Origin of the sequence: Mastigocladopsis repens PCC 10914 (genome assembly GCF_000315565.1) — a bacterium.
GTDB classification, from domain to species: Bacteria; Cyanobacteriota; Cyanobacteriia; order Cyanobacteriales; family Nostocaceae; genus Mastigocladopsis; species Mastigocladopsis repens.
Window position 1 is genome coordinate 4,273,535 of the sequence record NZ_JH992901.1, and the last position, 16,495, is coordinate 4,290,029.

General features: G+C 44.2%; 13 protein-coding genes and 1 tRNA gene. 7 read left to right on the forward strand and 7 right to left on the reverse strand.

Annotated features, from left to right (window positions below):
* The first annotated feature begins 135 nt into the window (after nucleotides 1-135).
* Nucleotides 136-207: transfer RNA gene (locus tag MAS10914_RS0121060), tRNA-Asn, on the forward strand.
* 81 nt (nucleotides 208-288) lie between these two features.
* Here MAS10914_RS0121060 and glpK read toward each other — a convergent pair.
* Nucleotides 289-1,809 (reverse strand): glycerol kinase GlpK, encoded by a 1,521-nt coding sequence (glpK, locus tag MAS10914_RS0121065; RefSeq protein ID WP_017317924.1) that lies wholly within the window; start codon nucleotides 1,807-1,809, stop codon nucleotides 289-291.
* A gap of 58 nt (nucleotides 1,810-1,867) precedes the next feature.
* Here glpK and MAS10914_RS0121070 point away from each other — a divergent pair, with 58 nt between their 5' ends.
* Nucleotides 1,868-3,064 carry an AAA family ATPase gene (locus MAS10914_RS0121070; protein WP_017317925.1) on the forward strand — a complete coding sequence of 399 codons (1,197 nt, stop codon included), beginning with the start codon at nucleotides 1,868-1,870 and terminating at the stop codon, nucleotides 3,062-3,064.
* 2 nt (nucleotides 3,065-3,066) lie between these two features.
* Nucleotides 3,067-5,580, forward strand: a complete 2,514-nt coding sequence (locus MAS10914_RS34495; RefSeq protein WP_017317926.1) for an ATP-binding protein — start codon at nucleotides 3,067-3,069, stop codon at nucleotides 5,578-5,580.
* A 533-nt stretch (nucleotides 5,581-6,113) separates the two neighbouring features.
* Here MAS10914_RS34495 and rfaE2 read toward each other — a convergent pair.
* Nucleotides 6,114-7,235 (reverse strand): D-glycero-beta-D-manno-heptose 1-phosphate adenylyltransferase, encoded by a 1,122-nt coding sequence (gene rfaE2 / locus MAS10914_RS30725; RefSeq protein WP_017317927.1) that lies wholly within the window; start codon nucleotides 7,233-7,235, stop codon nucleotides 6,114-6,116.
* A gap of 400 nt (nucleotides 7,236-7,635) precedes the next feature.
* Here rfaE2 and MAS10914_RS0121085 point away from each other — a divergent pair, with 400 nt between their 5' ends.
* Nucleotides 7,636-8,550, forward strand: coding sequence for an SDR family oxidoreductase (locus tag MAS10914_RS0121085; RefSeq protein ID WP_017317928.1), 915 nt, complete (start codon nucleotides 7,636-7,638; stop codon nucleotides 8,548-8,550).
* A 321-nt stretch (nucleotides 8,551-8,871) separates the two neighbouring features.
* Nucleotides 8,872-9,405 carry a DUF421 domain-containing protein gene (locus MAS10914_RS0121090; RefSeq protein ID WP_017317929.1) on the forward strand — a complete coding sequence of 178 codons (534 nt, stop codon included), beginning with the start codon at nucleotides 8,872-8,874 and terminating at the stop codon, nucleotides 9,403-9,405.
* 53 nt (nucleotides 9,406-9,458) lie between these two features.
* Here MAS10914_RS0121090 and MAS10914_RS0121095 read toward each other — a convergent pair whose 3' ends face one another.
* From MAS10914_RS0121095 to MAS10914_RS0121105, 3 genes are all read right to left on the reverse strand, one after another.
* The gene (locus tag MAS10914_RS0121095) at nucleotides 9,459-9,932 is read right to left on the reverse strand and encodes a globin domain-containing protein (RefSeq protein ID WP_017317930.1); all 474 of its coding nucleotides are present in this window, start codon (nucleotides 9,930-9,932) and stop codon (nucleotides 9,459-9,461) included.
* Nucleotides 9,933-10,312: 380 nt separating this feature from the next.
* On the reverse strand, nucleotides 10,313-11,152 hold the full coding sequence (locus tag MAS10914_RS0121100; RefSeq protein ID WP_017317931.1) for a M56 family metallopeptidase: 840 nt from the start codon (nucleotides 11,150-11,152) through the stop codon (nucleotides 10,313-10,315).
* Nucleotides 11,152-11,571 carry a BlaI/MecI/CopY family transcriptional regulator gene (locus MAS10914_RS0121105; protein ID WP_026082709.1) on the reverse strand — a complete coding sequence of 140 codons (420 nt, stop codon included), beginning with the start codon at nucleotides 11,569-11,571 and terminating at the stop codon, nucleotides 11,152-11,154. The genes MAS10914_RS0121100 and MAS10914_RS0121105 overlap by 1 nt, the downstream gene beginning before the upstream one ends.
* A gap of 313 nt (nucleotides 11,572-11,884) precedes the next feature.
* On the opposite strand from MAS10914_RS0121105, the gene MAS10914_RS0121110 reads away from it, so the two are divergent.
* Nucleotides 11,885-12,622, forward strand: coding sequence for a 2-phosphosulfolactate phosphatase family protein (locus tag MAS10914_RS0121110; RefSeq protein WP_017317933.1), 738 nt, complete (start codon nucleotides 11,885-11,887; stop codon nucleotides 12,620-12,622).
* 344 nt (nucleotides 12,623-12,966) lie between these two features.
* Here the strand turns inward: MAS10914_RS0121110 and MAS10914_RS0121120 are convergent, their stop codons facing one another.
* Both MAS10914_RS0121120 and MAS10914_RS0121125 read right to left on the reverse strand, forming a co-directional pair.
* Nucleotides 12,967-14,223: a BaiN/RdsA family NAD(P)/FAD-dependent oxidoreductase gene (locus tag MAS10914_RS0121120; RefSeq protein WP_071599844.1), complete on the reverse strand. Its 1,257-nt coding sequence runs from the start codon at nucleotides 14,221-14,223 to the stop codon at nucleotides 12,967-12,969.
* 91 nt (nucleotides 14,224-14,314) lie between these two features.
* Nucleotides 14,315-15,412 carry a PIN-like domain-containing protein gene (locus MAS10914_RS0121125; protein WP_017317936.1) on the reverse strand — a complete coding sequence of 366 codons (1,098 nt, stop codon included), beginning with the start codon at nucleotides 15,410-15,412 and terminating at the stop codon, nucleotides 14,315-14,317.
* A gap of 507 nt (nucleotides 15,413-15,919) precedes the next feature.
* On the opposite strand from MAS10914_RS0121125, the gene MAS10914_RS0121130 reads away from it, so the two are divergent.
* Nucleotides 15,920-16,489, forward strand: coding sequence for a PEP-CTERM sorting domain-containing protein (locus tag MAS10914_RS0121130; protein ID WP_017317937.1), 570 nt, complete (start codon nucleotides 15,920-15,922; stop codon nucleotides 16,487-16,489).
* The last annotated feature ends 6 nt before the right edge of the window (nucleotides 16,490-16,495 follow it).

Genomic DNA, 16,495 nt, shown 5'->3' on the forward strand with positions numbered 1-16,495 from the left:
CATGGTTTAGAGAAGGTTGAACCTGAAAAGACTTGCAAACACTGACGTTGCGCGTCCCTAAAAAAATTTCCAAAATTATTTGTAAAAGTACTTGCAATATCCACCTCTTAGCATTACTATAAGTAATCGGAGCGTTCCTCAGTAGCTCAGTGGTAGAGCGATCGACTGTTAATCGATTGGTCGCTGGTTCGAATCCAGCCTGGGGAGTTAAACAAAAAATAAAGAAAGTGTTGATGCAATTTGCTGTACACCTGATAAGGTTACTCGTGGGGACTTTGCTACAGCACATTAATCAGCCCAGTGTTTAGAGCGTTCAACTGCCTTTTGCCAAATAGCGAAGTTTTCCAAAGCGCGATTCCTCCCCACACCAGGCTCAAACACGCGGTCTATCTGTCGTTGGCGTACTAGTGCCTCATAGCTATCCCAAAATCCAGCAGCAAGACCTGCCGCAAACGCAATACCTTGCACAGTCATCTCTCGCATTGTGGGGCGTTCTACTGGAATTCCCAACACATCTGCTTGGAACTGCATGAGGAAGTTATTCTCGCAAGCACCACCGTCTACGCTGAGTCGCTCAATGGGAAGATTGTTGGATGCATTAATTGCCTGCACGACTTCCTGAACTTGGTAAGCCACTGCCTCAAGTACCGCGCGTACCAAATGCTCCCGTTGTACTATTGCAGTCATGCCAAAAAAGGCTCCCCTAGCACTCATATCCCAGTGAGGCGCACCCAGTCCACTAAATGCAGGCACAAAGTAAACACCACCATTATCTGCAACGCGATTTGCCAACGCTTCGGTTTCAGCAGCAGTTGCAATAAGCTTAATGCCATCACGCAACCATTTGATGCAAGCTCCACTCGTAAATATGCTACCTTCTAATGCATAGGCTACATCCAAAGTACCACTCGGATTTGCTAGAGTCCATGCCAGGGTACTTAGAAGTTGATGCTGGGAACGCACGATTTTAGAGCCAGTGTGAGCAACCAAAAAGCTTCCGGTGCCGTAGGTGCATTTCATTAAACCAGACTGATTGCAGCCATGACCGAATAAAGCTGCTTGCTGGTCTCCCAAAATGGCAGTGATAGGAATTTCAACACCCAATAAGCCAGCATCTGTGACTCCAAATGTACCCAAGCTGGGCTGAATTTGGGGCAGGATATGAGCAGGAATCTTAAACAAATTTAAGAGTCTCTCATCCCAGTCGCAGGTTGCTAAATTCATCAGCATTGTACGGCTAGCGTTGCTATGGTCAGTAGCATGAACTCTGCCACCCGTGAGGTTCCACAGCACCCAGGTATCAATCGTGCCTGCTAAAATATTTTTCTGGTCAAAGCCTGCAAAATTCTCTAAGAGCCATGACAACTTTGTGGCTGAAAAGTACGCATCAATGACCAGTCCAGTGCGATCGCAAATCTCCTGACCATATCCTTCTTGTTGCAACTGATGGCAAAGAGGAGCAGTGCGGCGATCTTGCCAGACAATTGCATTATAGAGAGGTTGCCCAGTTGTTTTATCCCAAATCAAGCAAGTTTCCCGCTGCACAGTGAGCCCAACAGCGACAATTTCAGTGGAGGCAATTTGGGCATTTTGAATCGCAGTTTGCATAACCCAGCAAGTTGCTTGCCAAATTTCCATAGGGTCATGCTCCAACCAACCAGGCTGAGGATAATATTGTGTCAGTTCTTTATATGCCTGAGCAACAATTTGACCATCTGCGTTGAACAGAAAAGCACGGTTGCCTGTTGTCCCCAAATCAAGAGCCAGGATATAGCCTGATGATTTCGTTTTACCCCCTAATTCTTGCATATCAATATTAAATGTGATGATACTTTAACTTAAAAGCTCATGACCTTACGGCGTTCTTGTGGGTGTTGGTGAAGCTGTCGGTTTAGTTGTGAGTGATTTAGACCGCATACCTAATTTTGAAGCTAGTGGTATTCTCTTAAGTAATGACATTCCAGTCCTGGAATTAGCACAAAATCTTTACATGAGTTCCGGATCGCTTCCTTCCAACCCTTTTGTGGCAGCGGGAATGATTGAAGACCCTAAACTATTTGTGGGTCGTAAGGATGAATTACAGATGATCGCCTCTCGCATGAGTGGTGTACAGCCAACAAGCATTAATGTTGTTGGTGAAAAGCGCATTGGGAAATCATCGTTACTGTATCACTTTTTCCAGACATGGGAGCAACGAGTCAGCGATCCCAACCACTATGTGGTGATTTACCTGTCGCTTCAAAATGTGCAGTGTCATCGCGAGACGGATTTTTATCAGGCGATCGCACAACAATTACTACATTTCCCGCGCGTGGCGACAAACCCAGCTTTGAGTGACCCTTTGAGAGTGACACCGCTTAACCGCTTGGCATTTTCGGAAGCTATGGCACAGTGGAAAACGCAGAAGGTATTGCCAGTGCTGTGCTTGGATGATTTTAAGATGTTGTTCGACAACAAGAGCGAGTTTAATGATGACTTTTATAACAATCTGCGCTCTTTGATGGACAGTAATTCGTTGATGTTAGTGGTAGCGACAACGAAAAAATTAGATTTTTATCGTAAAGAGCATCAGTTGACTTCTTCTTTCTTCAATTTAGGTCATGTGATTCCCTTGGGAGAACTGAAGGAAGAGGAAGCGAAAGACTTGGCACGCCTACCTGCTAGCACCGTCAACAATGCTTCAGCATTTTTGAGTGTGGATGAACAGCAGTTGACTCGACAACTGGGCGGGAGTCATCCTTTTTTACTTCAGATAGCAGGGGGTTTGGTGTGTGAGGCGCGTCAGCAAGGACATGATGAAAATTGGATACGAACTCGGTTTGAAGAGGAAAAGCGCCGTTTGCCCAAGTCGAGAAATGCTTCTCTAAAGTTATCGGATCTGTGGCGTTGGGTACACAAGTTTTTTTCAAGCATTGGTGCTTTTGGCTTATGGCTAGCAGACAGTTGGAATAATGCCAAAACTCTAGTGCTGGGAATAGTTATGGTGGTTTTATTTTTTTACTGTTTACGGAACCCCGATCAGGTAAAGGAATTTTTGGCGTACCTGTTGAATTTGACGAAGTAGCGATGACTAAAGAACGCCCATTTCATGGATTTTGGTCTTACGTCGCCGAATGTCTGCGCCTGCTGTACTGGGCTTATTTCAAGCCGTATACCTTTGAAGACTGGCTGCGCGATATTGATCCAGAATTGAAACCCACAGACAACCCCTTTGCCAAGCGAGCCGAGTTTCGCAACAACCCGCGCCTACGTCGGTATGCTGGACAAGTTTGGTGGCTAATTGCCGTAATGCCAATTCTGGCTGTGTTGTTAGTAGCTCCAGTGTATACCGTTGCTAGCGGTAAACCATTGGACTGGTTCTTCAGTTGCATTTTTTGGTTGGGCTGGTTAATAGGTCTGTTAATGGTACGTGGTAGCAATGAAAAGCTGCAAAATAGGTTGTATCGATTTATCTCAAATATCTCAAATATATTGTTTGTCACCTTTCTTTTTGGGCTTATTAGCTTTCGCATTGCACCTGAAACAATGAGCTCGCTGTTCCAACCGTTACCCTTTACAGTTCAGTTACGGTCTACGTTAGATCAACTTAGAGATTTGGCGTTTGACTTGGGGTTTGGTTGGGTATTTGGCGTGGCGAGAGGCATGGCGAGCGGCGTGGCGTTTGGCGTGGCGAGAGGCATGGCGGGCGGCGTGGCGGGCGGCGTGGCGGGCGGCGTGGCGTTAGGCTTGGCGTTAGGCTTGGCGTTAGGCGCGCCGTTTGGCGTGGCGTTTGGCGTGGCGTTAGGCTTGGCGGGCGGCGTGGCGGGCGGCTTGGCGTTAGGCTTGGCGTTAGGCTTGGCGTTAGGCTTGGCGTTAGGCTTGGCGGGCGACGTGGCGTTAGGCGTGGCGTTTATTCTTGGTGTTCTCCGCGTTTACTTTTGGTTCCCAGAGTTAGTGTGGATGCTGCTCCTTTTCCTGATTTCACGAAGTGGGGATAAAGTAAAGTACTTGCGCTACATACCACCCCATCTCGACGAAAAGATTATTTTGCCACTGCCTTTTATAGACAAGCTGATTGTAGAAGCTTATCAAGAAAACCCAGCTGCTGCCCGCGAGATGATTGATTACCTCACCACTTCCACCAACCAGCAAAAAGTTGCAGCACAGGCAATAACTGGTATTGCAATCGATAGCCTTAGCCGTTGTCAGCATTTGAGTGACATCACATCTGTCCCTGAACACCTAGCTTGGATACCTTCACCGCCACCCAAAGAACTTGGTACTGTGTTACCCCAGCTACTGGATATTAGCCAAGGTGTAAAAGCATCTCTTAGCGCTACTTCCTCCTATCGTCAGTCGGAATTACTCAACCGTCCGATTCGTGCGTTGCGCGACTTGCAAAATAATCTCGCTTTTGGGAAACATGCTGAGATAGCTACCACTTTCGGCAGTATTACCCAACGCTGGCTCAGTATCCTACAAACAGCACAGCGTACATTAGAGGAACAAGCGGGACACTCAACAGAAATCCGGCAAGTTTACATCGCTGGCAATTCCCTAGATCCCTACACAGCAAACAATCGCTTCAAAGGACGAATCGATATCTTTCGGGAAATCGAAACTTTGGCACTTTCGGAGCAGCCACCCGTGTTATTGCTGTATGGTGGGCGGAGAACGGGGAAAACTTCTGCTCTTAAGTACTTACCGCATAAGGTAGACTCTACTGTTGTGCCGTTATTGGTAGATTTGCAAGGTGCAGCATCAGCCGCAACTCCCAAAGGGTTAGCGGAAAATCTGGCGACACAAATCATCGCTGCAGCACGGCAATTACCCCGGACTGTTAAATTGCCTTATCCTAATGGGGAGAAACTTGCTCAAGATCCATTTCCGGCGCTGCAAACTTGGCTAGGCGAAATAGAACGTACAATTCCTAACAAGCGATTTCTTCTTTGTCTGGATGAATTTGAGCGTTTGAGCGAAGTAGAGGAAGCGACACGCACACGTACGCTCAATTTTCTCCGCAACATCCTACAACACCGCCAAAAGTGGACTTTGCTTTTCAGTGGTTCGCATCAACTCTCGGAACTTCCCCCCTACTGGAGCGACTATCTGATTAACACCCGTGCTATACGGATAACTTACTTGCAAAACTCAGAAGCGCGTGAGTTGATTTTACAACCAGTGGAAGACTTTCCCGAAATTTACGCACCAACTGCTGTAAACGCAATTATTCAACTGACTCGTTGCCAACCTTATCTTGTTCAGTTGGTTTGCTATGAACTGGTGGAACTGCTGAACCGGGAAATTAGGGAAAACAGGCGAGAAGCCGGGACTGTAAAAGCCAATGTTGAGGATGTCCACGCTGTTATTCCCACAGTACTAGAACGAGGTGATCAATATTTCCGGGAATTATGGACGAGTTTAACACAGAGCGATCGCACTTTACTACGTTATGTCGTCCAAGGGCAAGCTCCTACAGAGCAAGATAAAAAAGTTGTCCAAAAACTGGTACAAAAAGAGATTTTGGAGAAAGAAGGGAATGCGTTTCAAGTCCCTTTGGTGCAAAGATTTGTGGAACAGGTGGTAGAAGAGGAAAGTTGATATCAAATCCGTATAAAGAACCTTTGGAAAGCTGTGGCGACTAGAAGTCGCGGCTACACAAACAAAGTCCGCCTACGCGGACTAATTAGCTAAACCCGCGCAGGCGGGTTTGGTCTGTATAGCCTTAGACTTCCAGTCTGAGGGGGAAAGTTTGAAGGTTAAAGTGTAAAATTTGACATTGGAAGTTCTAAACTCGAAGTTCCGAGTTCCAAGCTCGAAGTTCCGAGTTCCAAGCTCGAAATTCCGAGTTCCAAGCTCGAAGTTTCGAGTTCCAAGCTCGAAGTTTCGAGTTCCAAGCTCGAAGTTCCGAGTTCCAAGCTTGAAGTTCCGAGTTCCAAGCTCGAAGTTCCAACTTTTCAGTTAAAATTGTGGAGTGTTGAGAGTGATTAACTCAAAAAAACACTACAGTTTGCGCGATGGTGCAGAGCACCCTTTGGGGCGATCGCGTAACACCGTCACTAGAACAATAAACTTCACTCTACTACATTCAATTGCCAATCGCTAGATATCCAAAAAGCGATATCGCTGCACCCCTACTTATTTTCACCTTGCAAAATCCGCTCAATTATCTTAGTTGTTGAACGATTTTCTACAAAGGGCAAAAATGCAATCTCTCCGCCGTATTCTTCTACCACGGGTGTTTCTGGCAGAGTTTCTTTAGTGTAGTCACCACCTTTGACGTAGATATCGGGGCGAAGTTTGCGAATAAGGTGACTAGGGCTATCTTCCTCAAAAGCAATGAGATGGTCAACACAACCGAGTGCAGCGAGAACCTGAATGCGATCTTCCAAAGGGTTGATGGGGCGAGTTGGTCCTTTGAGACGGCGAATGCTGTTGTCGGAGTTAACACCAATAATAAGAATATCGCCTAATGCCTTGGCACGTTGAAGATAGGAAACGTGTCCTGCATGGAGAATATCAAAACAGCCATTGGTGAAAACAATTTTACGTCCTGTCATCCGGTAAGAGGTGACAAGGGCGAGGAGTTGGTCTAAGTCAGGGATATGTTTGTTGGAAGTGGGGAGTGAGGAGTGAGGAGATGAGGAAGTCATTACTTCCCCTGCTTCCCTTGTCCCTTTTTCATCGAAAATAAGAACATGGGGAAAGCTATGCTGAAGTTGTGCTAAGGTCTGCATCACCCCTTGTGTCACAATTCCATAACCATAATTGCAGACAATAACAGCATGAGACTGGGCGAAACAGTCTTTAAGTTGATTAATGAGAGTTTTTTCTGTATAGGGGTCGATGGCATCGGTGCTACCAGAGTTCATTGTCATCAATAATTGTGACCCTACCATGACCTTTTGCTTAGTCAGTGTTTGCCTAGTTGTGTCAGCTAACAGATAGCTTGTCGTTATTCCGCTTTCTTCTAGGGTTTGTCGCAGTAAGTTCCCCTCCCAGTCTTCACCAATAACCGAGAAGAATATAACCTGAGTGCCAAGACTTTTGAGATAGAAAGCGGTATCAGCCGCACCACCTGGAATTTGTTTACGGTGATTGACCTTCACAATAGGTACAGGTGAAAGACTACCTAGGGTTTCCCCTTGCAAATAACAATCCAGCATCGCCTCGCCAATAACGATAACTTTAGGATGAGCGATGCCTTTTGCAAGAAAAGCACTCCACTCTTCACTCATTTCTAAATCTGGTTTCACCTGCTTACTCCATGCCAGTGTGATGATTCGTTATTCTCAGATACTTTATTGAGATCTGGATAAATGTTGCAAGTCTGCAACGCTCTAACTTATAGCGGTTTGCAATTGGGTAAGGTACACAAAGAAATAATGAACCACAGATGGACACAGATGCACACAGATAAATTTGTACTTCATTCCAGTGAGAAGCGCTATAAATAAGTTCGTAGTGAGGACTTTAGTCCTCTTTGCCTGATATACCAAGGACTGAAGTCCTGACTACAAACATGATATTAGCGCTAATTGTGAAACTTCAGACAAAAAGGTGAAATTGTGATAAACCCTACGACTGATGAAGCTTCGGCTCTGAACTTATCTGATTGGTAGAAGCAATGCACGTATTTTTGAAGGAGTAGAAGCAATGCAACTCAAGCCAATAAATCAGCAGGTTGTTGCAGTCATAGGGGCTTCGAGTGGAATTGGGCGCAATGCAGCTCTTCAGTTTGCTAGCCGAGGAGCTAAGGTGGTTGTTGCGGCTCGCAGTCAGCCCGGACTAGAGTCTTTAGTGGAGGAGATCCGGGGTATGGGTGGCGAAGCAACAGCCGTAGTTGCTGATGTGACGGTGTTCGCTCAAGTCAAGGCGATCGCCGACAAAGCCATCGAGGTGTTTGGGCGACTCGACACTTGGGTACACAACGCCGCTGTGGAAATGTACGCTGCTTTTGAGGTGACAACGCCGGAGGAATTTAAGCGCATTATTGATGTTAACTTGATGGGACAGGTTTACGGTGCAATGGCAGCACTACCTCATCTGAAACGGGAAGGGCGTGGGGCGTTAATTCATGTCACCTCGGTCGAGGCAAAGCGTAGTCTGCCGTTGCAAACTGCCTATGCTGCATCAAAGCACGGTGTGGATGGTTTTTTAGAATCTCTGCGCGTTGAGTTGATGCATCAGAAGCTGGCTATTAGCGTTACGGAAATTATGCCTGCGGGCATTAACACCCCTTTGTTTAATAAAGCACGTACCAAGTTGGGTGTGAAGCCTCAGCCAACACCGCCAATTTACGATCCTAGCCTTGTTGCTAAAGCTATTGTTGAGGCTGCTGAAAATCCAAAACGCGAGGTTGTTGTCGGCGATGCAGGTAAGGTTATCCTTCTGGCGCAAAGAATTTCGCCGAGTTTGGTAGATGCATATATGGAACGTACGGGCTTTGACTCACAGTATACAAATGAGCCGAAGTCAGAAAGCGCACCTGATAATCTTTTTGATCCAATCTCTGATTACGACAAAATAAAGGGGGATTTTAGCGACCAAGAGCGGTCTTGGAGCTTATAAACTCCTTTTAGTTGTCTTCGTGTCAGCAACGCGCATCGAGCTTGTGTAAAGACGGCAAGGTGCGCGTTTGCTGCTGTCTGTACTCAATTTACGACTTAAGCAATGTAGATAAATCCGTCTGTAGAGTTTTGTAACAACTGTAAGGCAAGTCTAACCTTAACTAAAAGAATATTCTAAAACTGCATATTGGCAAGTTTCTCATAATTCAAAGTACTATGAAGTATCAATTGGCAGACAAGCAAATTTATGTGAATAAACAAAGACTTTTCTATGATTTTATTAATGAAATTGCCACCAGGAAACAGGAGAAAGAAAGCGCTAATGGAAAAATTGTTCTACATCAATTGGCAAGAACTCTTTGTTCCCAGCATTTCCCTAACTGAACTGATTCTACGCGGAACGCTTGTGTACCTGTCACTGTTTTCGGTTCTACGCATCATGCCCAGCCGACAAGTAGGAACGCTAGGAATTGCTGATTTACTGGTAGTCGTGCTGTTTGCTGAAGCTGCTCAAAACGCGATGGCAAGTCACTACTCATCAATTACAGAAGGAGGGATTCTGGTAGGAACCGTTATTTTCTGGAGTTACTTTCTAAACTGGTTGGGCTATAAATATCCACGGGTTCAACGCTTTTTGAACCCACCACCACTACTGCTTGTAAAGAAAGGCCGAATTATTGAGCGCCATATGCAACGAGAACTGCTCACCAAGGATGAGTTGATGAGTCAGTTGCGCCAGCAGGGTGTAGAGTCTATTGCTGATGTGAAAAGGGCATATATGGAGGCTGACGGGAGCATTAGTGTCATTACTTATGACTCAAAAACCCGTCCTGCTCCAAAGGAAAAAGCGGGGTAAAATTTCTTGTTGAGCCTTTGAGTCAAAGTATTTTTATTTGCAAGCGACTACAGCTAAATAAGCTCCTGTTCTTCATAAATCTGATCTTCTCTTTTAATAAAGACTTCAGATAATGCCTGATAAGCCTCTGTCCAAGCTGCCATCACTTCTTCAGTAGCTGCTTGCCCCAATACATCCTTCATTGCTTGCAATAGGCTCTCTCCTACAATAGGATATTCTTGTGGCAAGATCTGAACTTGCACATGGCGAAGAGCAATGACCTCAACCATTGACTTTAAAGCAGATAAATTGTCAATTTGGGAGGCATAACTATAAACTGCTGTTGCCAACTTTATAGGTTGAGAACCATCTGTTTGAGCAGACATATTAAACTTTTCTTTTACCTCCGGATGATTCTCAAACATAATTTCATACATTCGAGTTGTAATTTGTTTTCCACTCTTCTTTAGAAAAGGGGCTGTAGACTTAACTATCTCTATTGTTTTTTGGCTTACCATAACCAACTCGTTTACTGTCTTGAATTGCATTCACTCTGCTGTTATTTTCTAAGATTAGTTTGATCTAATCAATAGAGATAAATTCTGGAAATTTCAGGAGAAGTTCAGGTAAGTTTCTGTAGATGATATTTGAAACAGGTGTAACTTGTAGGGTGAGAATCCTGCCTGCACGGTTGATGGCTCGTGTCGCCCATCTTAGAAAAAAAGGTGTAATGCATTCAATAAACTTCTTGCAAAAGCCAATTTTATGATAAGGAAACCACAGATAATTTATCTGTGTGTATCTGTGTCCATCTGTGGTTCAAAAATTCATAAATCGGATTTTTGTAAGAAGTCTCATGAAAAACCGCTCTAAAAAAAATAGAGTGCGTTAAAGAAGTAACGCACTCTATTTAGATAAAAGGAATAAATTAACTATGAAATATGACACTCACCAGAGGCAGGAACGCCAAGAGGAAACCATTCCAAAACTGTAATTGCGCTTCTGGAATTGGTTCTGGCTGTGCTAATAGGGCTTCTATCCTCTGTTCTAAGCGGTCTGCACCACTCGAACCCAAAGCCGCACAAAAAATTTCAGAGGATACAGGCGGACTACTGACCACCAACAAAAGTGATTCTGCGAGCAGCAGAGGGTCTACCTGTAAGGCTGCGTGTGCGTCGGCTCTCATTTCGCGCAACACTAACAACTCTTGCCACAAAGCTTCTGTGTTTGGCAACCATGCTGTGCAAGAACGCATCCAACCCAGCCAGAAAAACCAGAATGTATCCCGGTAATGGTAATGCCCTTGTTCGTGGGCTAAGACAGTTTCAAGTTGCTCTGGTGAGAGAGTTTGCAACAGTCCTTGGCTGAGGACGAGTTCGGGTTTCCAAAAACCGATTTGACCCGCAAACAGTGCCCCTGTGTCCAAAAGCCGGGCTTGTTTCCCTGTAAGATTAACCACCGGACAGTTGTAAGCAGATTTTACAGACTGCCATCCCCCCCATGCCAGTTTAAAGCACAAAAATGCAAAAAAAGCAAGACAGGAGAATGCCAACATATAGCCAAAGCAGCCTGTCTGCAACCCGCCCATTTTACCTTGGGGTCCCATGCACAAAAGGGCGATCGCCGTCATGAAAATGAGCAACGGGGGAAAGAGAAATAAAAAGAGCGCATATTGCCACCGCTCACTCCAAGAGCCTTGAGATTTAGTCCATCTGCATCTTGTCCAGCAAGCAACTGCCAAAGCAGCCACAATCATTATTAGATGCATTACTTTTCCTCCCTTGCTTGGCGTGCGGCTTGAATGCGTTTGGCGATCGCTTGTATTTGCTCGGAAGCAGTTTCATCCAGACTATCTGCAAACGCGGCGATAATATCGGGGTTACCCACAGCCAGAAATCGCTGTAACTGCTCGTGCGCCTTGATGACCTCTGCCTGCCGCTTTGTCACCAATGGTCGCCAATAGTATGCTCGCCCTTTTGTGTCACAGGCTAGCCACCCTTTTTCGGTGAGGCGACGCAGCACGGTGGTCACAGATGTATAAGCGAGTTCCCGGTTGGGGTCAACCAGAATGCGATCGTGTACATCCTTAACTGTAGCTGAACCCAGGTTCCAGAGGATATTCAAAATTTCTGCTTCCAACGGACCTAAGGACAGTTGTTTAGGGCGATAGTCAGGTAAAGGTGCCATATCGATTTTAGATTTTGGATTTTTGATTTTGGAATGTAGAGACGTTGCATGCAACGTCTCTACATTTGGTAGGTATAGCCTCAGTTTGGAAGTGGAGGGAGAAATGAGAACGCCAAACACAGCCTCTACAAAATCTGTTCTTTTTTTAGATTACCGTTGATTTAGCAACTGAATAAGCTGCCGTTTTCACAAAAGCAGTGCTGGCGTCCTGTTTTTCGCTGTATTTTTGGCATAAACTGTCACTATGGCGGTTGACGCTGGTAAGTAGAAATATTATTTTCGGCAGTAGTATTCAATCAGGTGTAACCAGGGCGTGAAGCTATTTGTTTACCACACTCCGGAATTGGCTCCAACAGATAAAGTGCCAGAATGCGCGATCGCAGTCGATGTGCTACGAGCCACTACGACAATGGCGACAGTCCTAGCAGCTGGCGGCGAAGCTGTCCAAGTCTTCAGTGATTTGGATCAACTTATGGCAGTGAGTGAAAAATGGTCTGCGGACAAACGTCTGCGAGCTGGAGAACGCGGGGGTGCAAAAGTTCCTGGCTTTGAATTGGGTAATTCTCCTCTGGAGTGTACCCCAGAACTTGTGCAGGGACGGCGCTTGTTCATTAGTACCACTAATGGCACCCGTGCTTTACAACGAATACAAGACGCCAAAGCAGTACTAGCAGCTGCTTTTGTCAACCGCGCTGTGGTAGTGCAATATCTCCTGGAAAAGCAACCAGAAACAGTTTGGATAGTCGGTTCAGGTTGGGAAGGCAGTTTTTCCTTAGAAGATACGGCTTGTGCAGGTGCGATTGCCCACAGTGTTGTGCAGCAAACTAATTTGTCAGCCGACGAACTAGTGGGTAACGATGAAGTCATGAGCGCGATCGCTCTTTACTCCCAGTGGCAAGACAATTTATTGGGTCTTTTTCATCACGCCAGTCACGGCAAACGTCTATTGCGCCTAAACTGTCATGAAGACCTGAAATATTGTTCTCAAACTGATATTTTAGATGTCTTGCCCATACAGCAAGAAGCTGGAGTTTTAGTTAGTAAAAAGTAAAAAGGTAAAAGAAATAATCAAGCTTTTCTTTTTTTATTTTTGTATTTGCCCCTTTCTAAGCAGCAGCTTGGAAAGGGGCTTTCATTATTGCTAACCGTTTATTTCACCCCTGAGGCTTTGAAGATACTCTTGCTTTGTCGCAAAATAGTGAGTCATTTCTGCGAGGGTAAGCGGTATAACTGTTGTGCCAGGTCGAATTGGCTGTAATAGAGCGTTTAGACTGCAATGTGAACTACTAGCCTTTCTATACACGAACCCGGAACTGATACCAGGTATGCGAAAGTAGTCGCCTATTTGTAGTTGTTGAAAAGTCATCAAAGAATCTCCACTAAATTTGGACTATTTTAGACAAGTTTTGAGTTAACTGCTCCCAACCCTGCTAAATATCCCGTTGTCCAAGCACTTTGAAAGTTAAAGCCACCAGTGACACCGTCGATATCCAAAATTTCTCCAGCAAAGTGAAGACCTGGAACTAATTTACTTTCCATTGTCTTAAAGTTAACTTCCTTAAGGTTGACACCCCCACAGGTGACAAATTCTTCCTTAAAAACTCCTTTGCCTTTAATTTGGTATTGTCCTTGAGTCAGTTCTTGTAGCAACTGATTAAGTGTTTTATTAGATAATTCTGCCCAACGGTCTTCTAAAGTGATACCTGCACGGGAAATAATGTATTGCCAGAGACGGTGGGGTAAGTCAACGCCGCGATGCAATGCGATCACCCGCTTCGCCCATTCATTTTTGACTACTAGCAATTTTTGCCGTACTTCTTCTGGCTTGAGGTGGGGTAGCCAATTAATCAATAAAGTTGCTTGATAGTTGCTTGAGTGCAACACTCTCGCAGCCCAAGCAGAGAGTTTTAGCACTGCTGGACCACTGAAACCCCAATGGGTAATGAGCAAAGGTCCGGTTTGTTCTAGTTGGGGCTTTCCTGGTACGCTTAAGCGCAACCGCACGGGATTGACACTCACACCAGCCAACTTCAAAACCTTTTCATCAGGAATGTTGAAGGTAAATAATGAGGGAACTGGTGGTTCAATTGTATGTCCCAACGCCTGAGCTATTTTATAGCCTATAGGATTGCTGCCTGTGGCAAGGAGTAGGCGATCGCACTCCAATATCTCTCCTGACTTCAGAAGAATTTCAAACAGAGTGCTGTGTTGCGAGTCTTGACTTTTAATTTTAACTGAAGAAACAGCTACTCCCGTACGTATTTCTACCCCAGCCGCTTTTGCTGTATTTATCAGACAGTTCACTACAGTTTCAGAATTATCAGTGATGGGAAACATCCTGCCATCAGCTTCAGTTTTGAGTGGGACTCCGTGTTGAGCAAACCAAGATATTGTATCCTTGGCTTGAAAGCGTGTGAACGCACCTAGCAAAGCTTTACCACCTCTGGGGTAATTTTGAATCAACGCTGATGGGTCAAAACAAGCTTGAGTGACGTTGCAGCGTCCACCACCAGATATGCGGACTTTAGCCAGTACTTGGCGGCTGGCTTCGAGTATTGTCACTTGCGCGTGGGGATTGGCTTCGGCTGCTGCGATTGCGCCAAAAAAACCAGCTGCGCCACCACCCACGACTACGACCCGTAGCGGTTCCACGCTCAAAAACTTCCTAATCAAAATTACAACAAGATTATATTAAGTACACTTGCACAACAAGTGTCGCCTCTGGCAACTAGCTCGTCTATTTCTAACTTAGCTTATGGTAGGGGTAAACATCTTTAATATTGGCGTTGAAATATTTGCCATGTGATGCGGCATTCATCAAGCCTGCATAAACTGTAGCAGGAACGTCTTGATAGTGGTAAACTTCTCCCTTTTGAAACTCAATTTCCAGAACTTGATTGGAAGAATCATACCCCACGCTACGCAAATATTGCGACTCAACTGCTATTCGCTTGTTTACTGAACTTTGCAGCATTATTTCTCTAGCTTCTTTAATGACTTCAGGCTGACCTGGTAACCCAAGAAATTTCTCAGCATAATCTAAAAATTGGTCGCTGTGATACATATAAAATTGAAACTTTTCTCCCCCCACCTCAGATAAAATTTCTTGAATTAAATCAGGTCTTGGTTCAAGGGATTCTCCTGCATACTTTAACCACCAATCTTCTTTATTATCATCTGTCACAAATATGATGGATTTTTGTTGAACTTTTGCATAATCAATTAACTGAAACCAGAGAATAACATCTCCGTAACTTCTTGGAACAGGCTTATTTGCATCTTTGTATCCTGGAGGCTTTTGATAGGTGAATCGCTTCTCTGCTTTTTGATAGAGATTTTCTAGTTCTTCTTCAGTATATGGCTGACCAACTTTCCCATCAAGCAAATCAGATAGCACTTCTCTAAGCTTGTCATGTTCAAGATAATTAGGATGAGAATTTTTCGCTTCGTTTAATTGATATATGACTTTTCCTATGACATTTTCAAACGTTTCTAAAATTTCCTGAATATTAATAACTGGGTGTTGTTTATATTCTAGTAAAAGCTCACTTTTTAATTCTTGATTCTTTTTATTTAGAAGTTTTTCAATCTCTTCATAAGCTTTGAAATATTTGGATATAACATATATTCTATTTTTCTGATATTCATAAGCGACTTGATAAGGTATCCAAATCCTCTCTTTTAGCCGATTAAGAATTTCAAAAAATCTCTCTCGCGTTTCTGGAGTATAACAATAGATGTGTAACAAAACATTTGCATCAAAAGAAAAAATACAATTTTCCCAAATCTCAACTAATTCTTCGGGCGTAGGCTTATAGTAGCCACGAAATAAATTTCGCATATCTAGGTTCTAAATTTATGCTAGTGGGACTTGGCTGGAAATCATTCTTATAAAGCTGGAAGTGCAAGTTCCTCTTTTTAGAATGAGGTTATAGCTCATGAGTTTATCTGTCTAAAGGATAAATTACACTCATAGCTTTTTTTATTAAGAATACGAAAATTGCCATTTATACCATAAGCTGTAGGCGGAGTGCCCCAATACAACCTACGAAGCTTGTGAGATGCAACATTATAAGATACTAGCCATCCAGGTATACTTAGTTGTTCAATGAATTCATCCCTCTTAGGGCGTAAAGAATCATTCTAGTTCGTGTCAATTGTCTTTTTTATAGCAATACAGTAAAAATACTTAAACAAGTTTACTTCTTAGGTAATGTTTGATTTAAATATTTTATTGCCAGTTCTGTTGGTACAAGACTCAAATATACTTTCCAAGTGTAATAGTGTCTCTGATATTGGCACGACAAACTGATTGCTACTGAATTACTCTGACCATATAAAAAATAAAATGCTCAAGAATCTGCTCTCTAAAGTAGGAAATGCTGGAGTTGGTATAGTTTTTATCTGCTGTGCTGCTCTTGCAACCAATCCCGTTTCGGCTGCCACGTTTACTTTTACTCAAAGTTACGGTAGCGGAGACGGTGAACTATCGGGTTCTTTCACGGGTGAAGACCTCGATATGTCTGAGTCAATAACAAAAGAAGAACTAACAGATTTCACAGCGACTTATTCGGATACGCAAACCTCTTTCACCGAAACCTTTGCGGAACTAGAAAGCTTTAGTTTCACTCCGACATCGTTTGCGTTTACAACAGCTATTGGGGATAACGACCGTGCAATTTGGGCTAGTAGCGAAGGTATGAGTTACATATATCGGGGCGATGCGTTTTCAGGAGGATTTTGCGGGAGTAGGTGTATTATCGTTGCTTCTAACCAAAGACCAACCGTCTCACCTCCATTTCCAGCAAGTGACCCAAAATCAATCCCAGAACCAGGAACTCTGGTGGGGCTTTCCTTTTTGGGCTTAAGCTTGTTGGTTATGAAAAAACCAGCATTGGTAGCAATGCAGAAAAAGTGAGAAGAG

What these genes read in the sequence shown, in the direction of transcription:
- MAS10914_RS0121130 (WP_017317937.1), top strand. Translation starts at nt 15,920, where the DNA reads ATGCTCAAGAATCTGCTCTCTAAAGTAGGAAATGCTGGAGTTGGTATA.
- MAS10914_RS0121125 (WP_017317936.1), bottom strand. Translation starts at nt 15,412, where the DNA reads ATGCGAAATTTATTTCGTGGCTACTATAAGCCTACGCCCGAAGAATTA.
- glpK (WP_017317924.1), bottom strand. Translation starts at nt 1,809, where the DNA reads ATGCAAGAATTAGGGGGTAAAACGAAATCATCAGGCTATATCCTGGCT.
- MAS10914_RS0121090 (WP_017317929.1), top strand. Translation starts at nt 8,872, where the DNA reads ATGGAAAAATTGTTCTACATCAATTGGCAAGAACTCTTTGTTCCCAGC.
- MAS10914_RS0121085 (WP_017317928.1), top strand. Translation starts at nt 7,636, where the DNA reads ATGCAACTCAAGCCAATAAATCAGCAGGTTGTTGCAGTCATAGGGGCT.
- MAS10914_RS0121100 (WP_017317931.1), bottom strand. Translation starts at nt 11,152, where the DNA reads ATGCATCTAATAATGATTGTGGCTGCTTTGGCAGTTGCTTGCTGGACA.
- MAS10914_RS0121105 (WP_026082709.1), bottom strand. Translation starts at nt 11,571, where the DNA reads ATGGCACCTTTACCTGACTATCGCCCTAAACAACTGTCCTTAGGTCCG.
- MAS10914_RS34495 (WP_017317926.1), top strand. Translation starts at nt 3,067, where the DNA reads ATGACTAAAGAACGCCCATTTCATGGATTTTGGTCTTACGTCGCCGAA.
- MAS10914_RS0121095 (WP_017317930.1), bottom strand. Translation starts at nt 9,932, where the DNA reads ATGCAATTCAAGACAGTAAACGAGTTGGTTATGGTAAGCCAAAAAACA.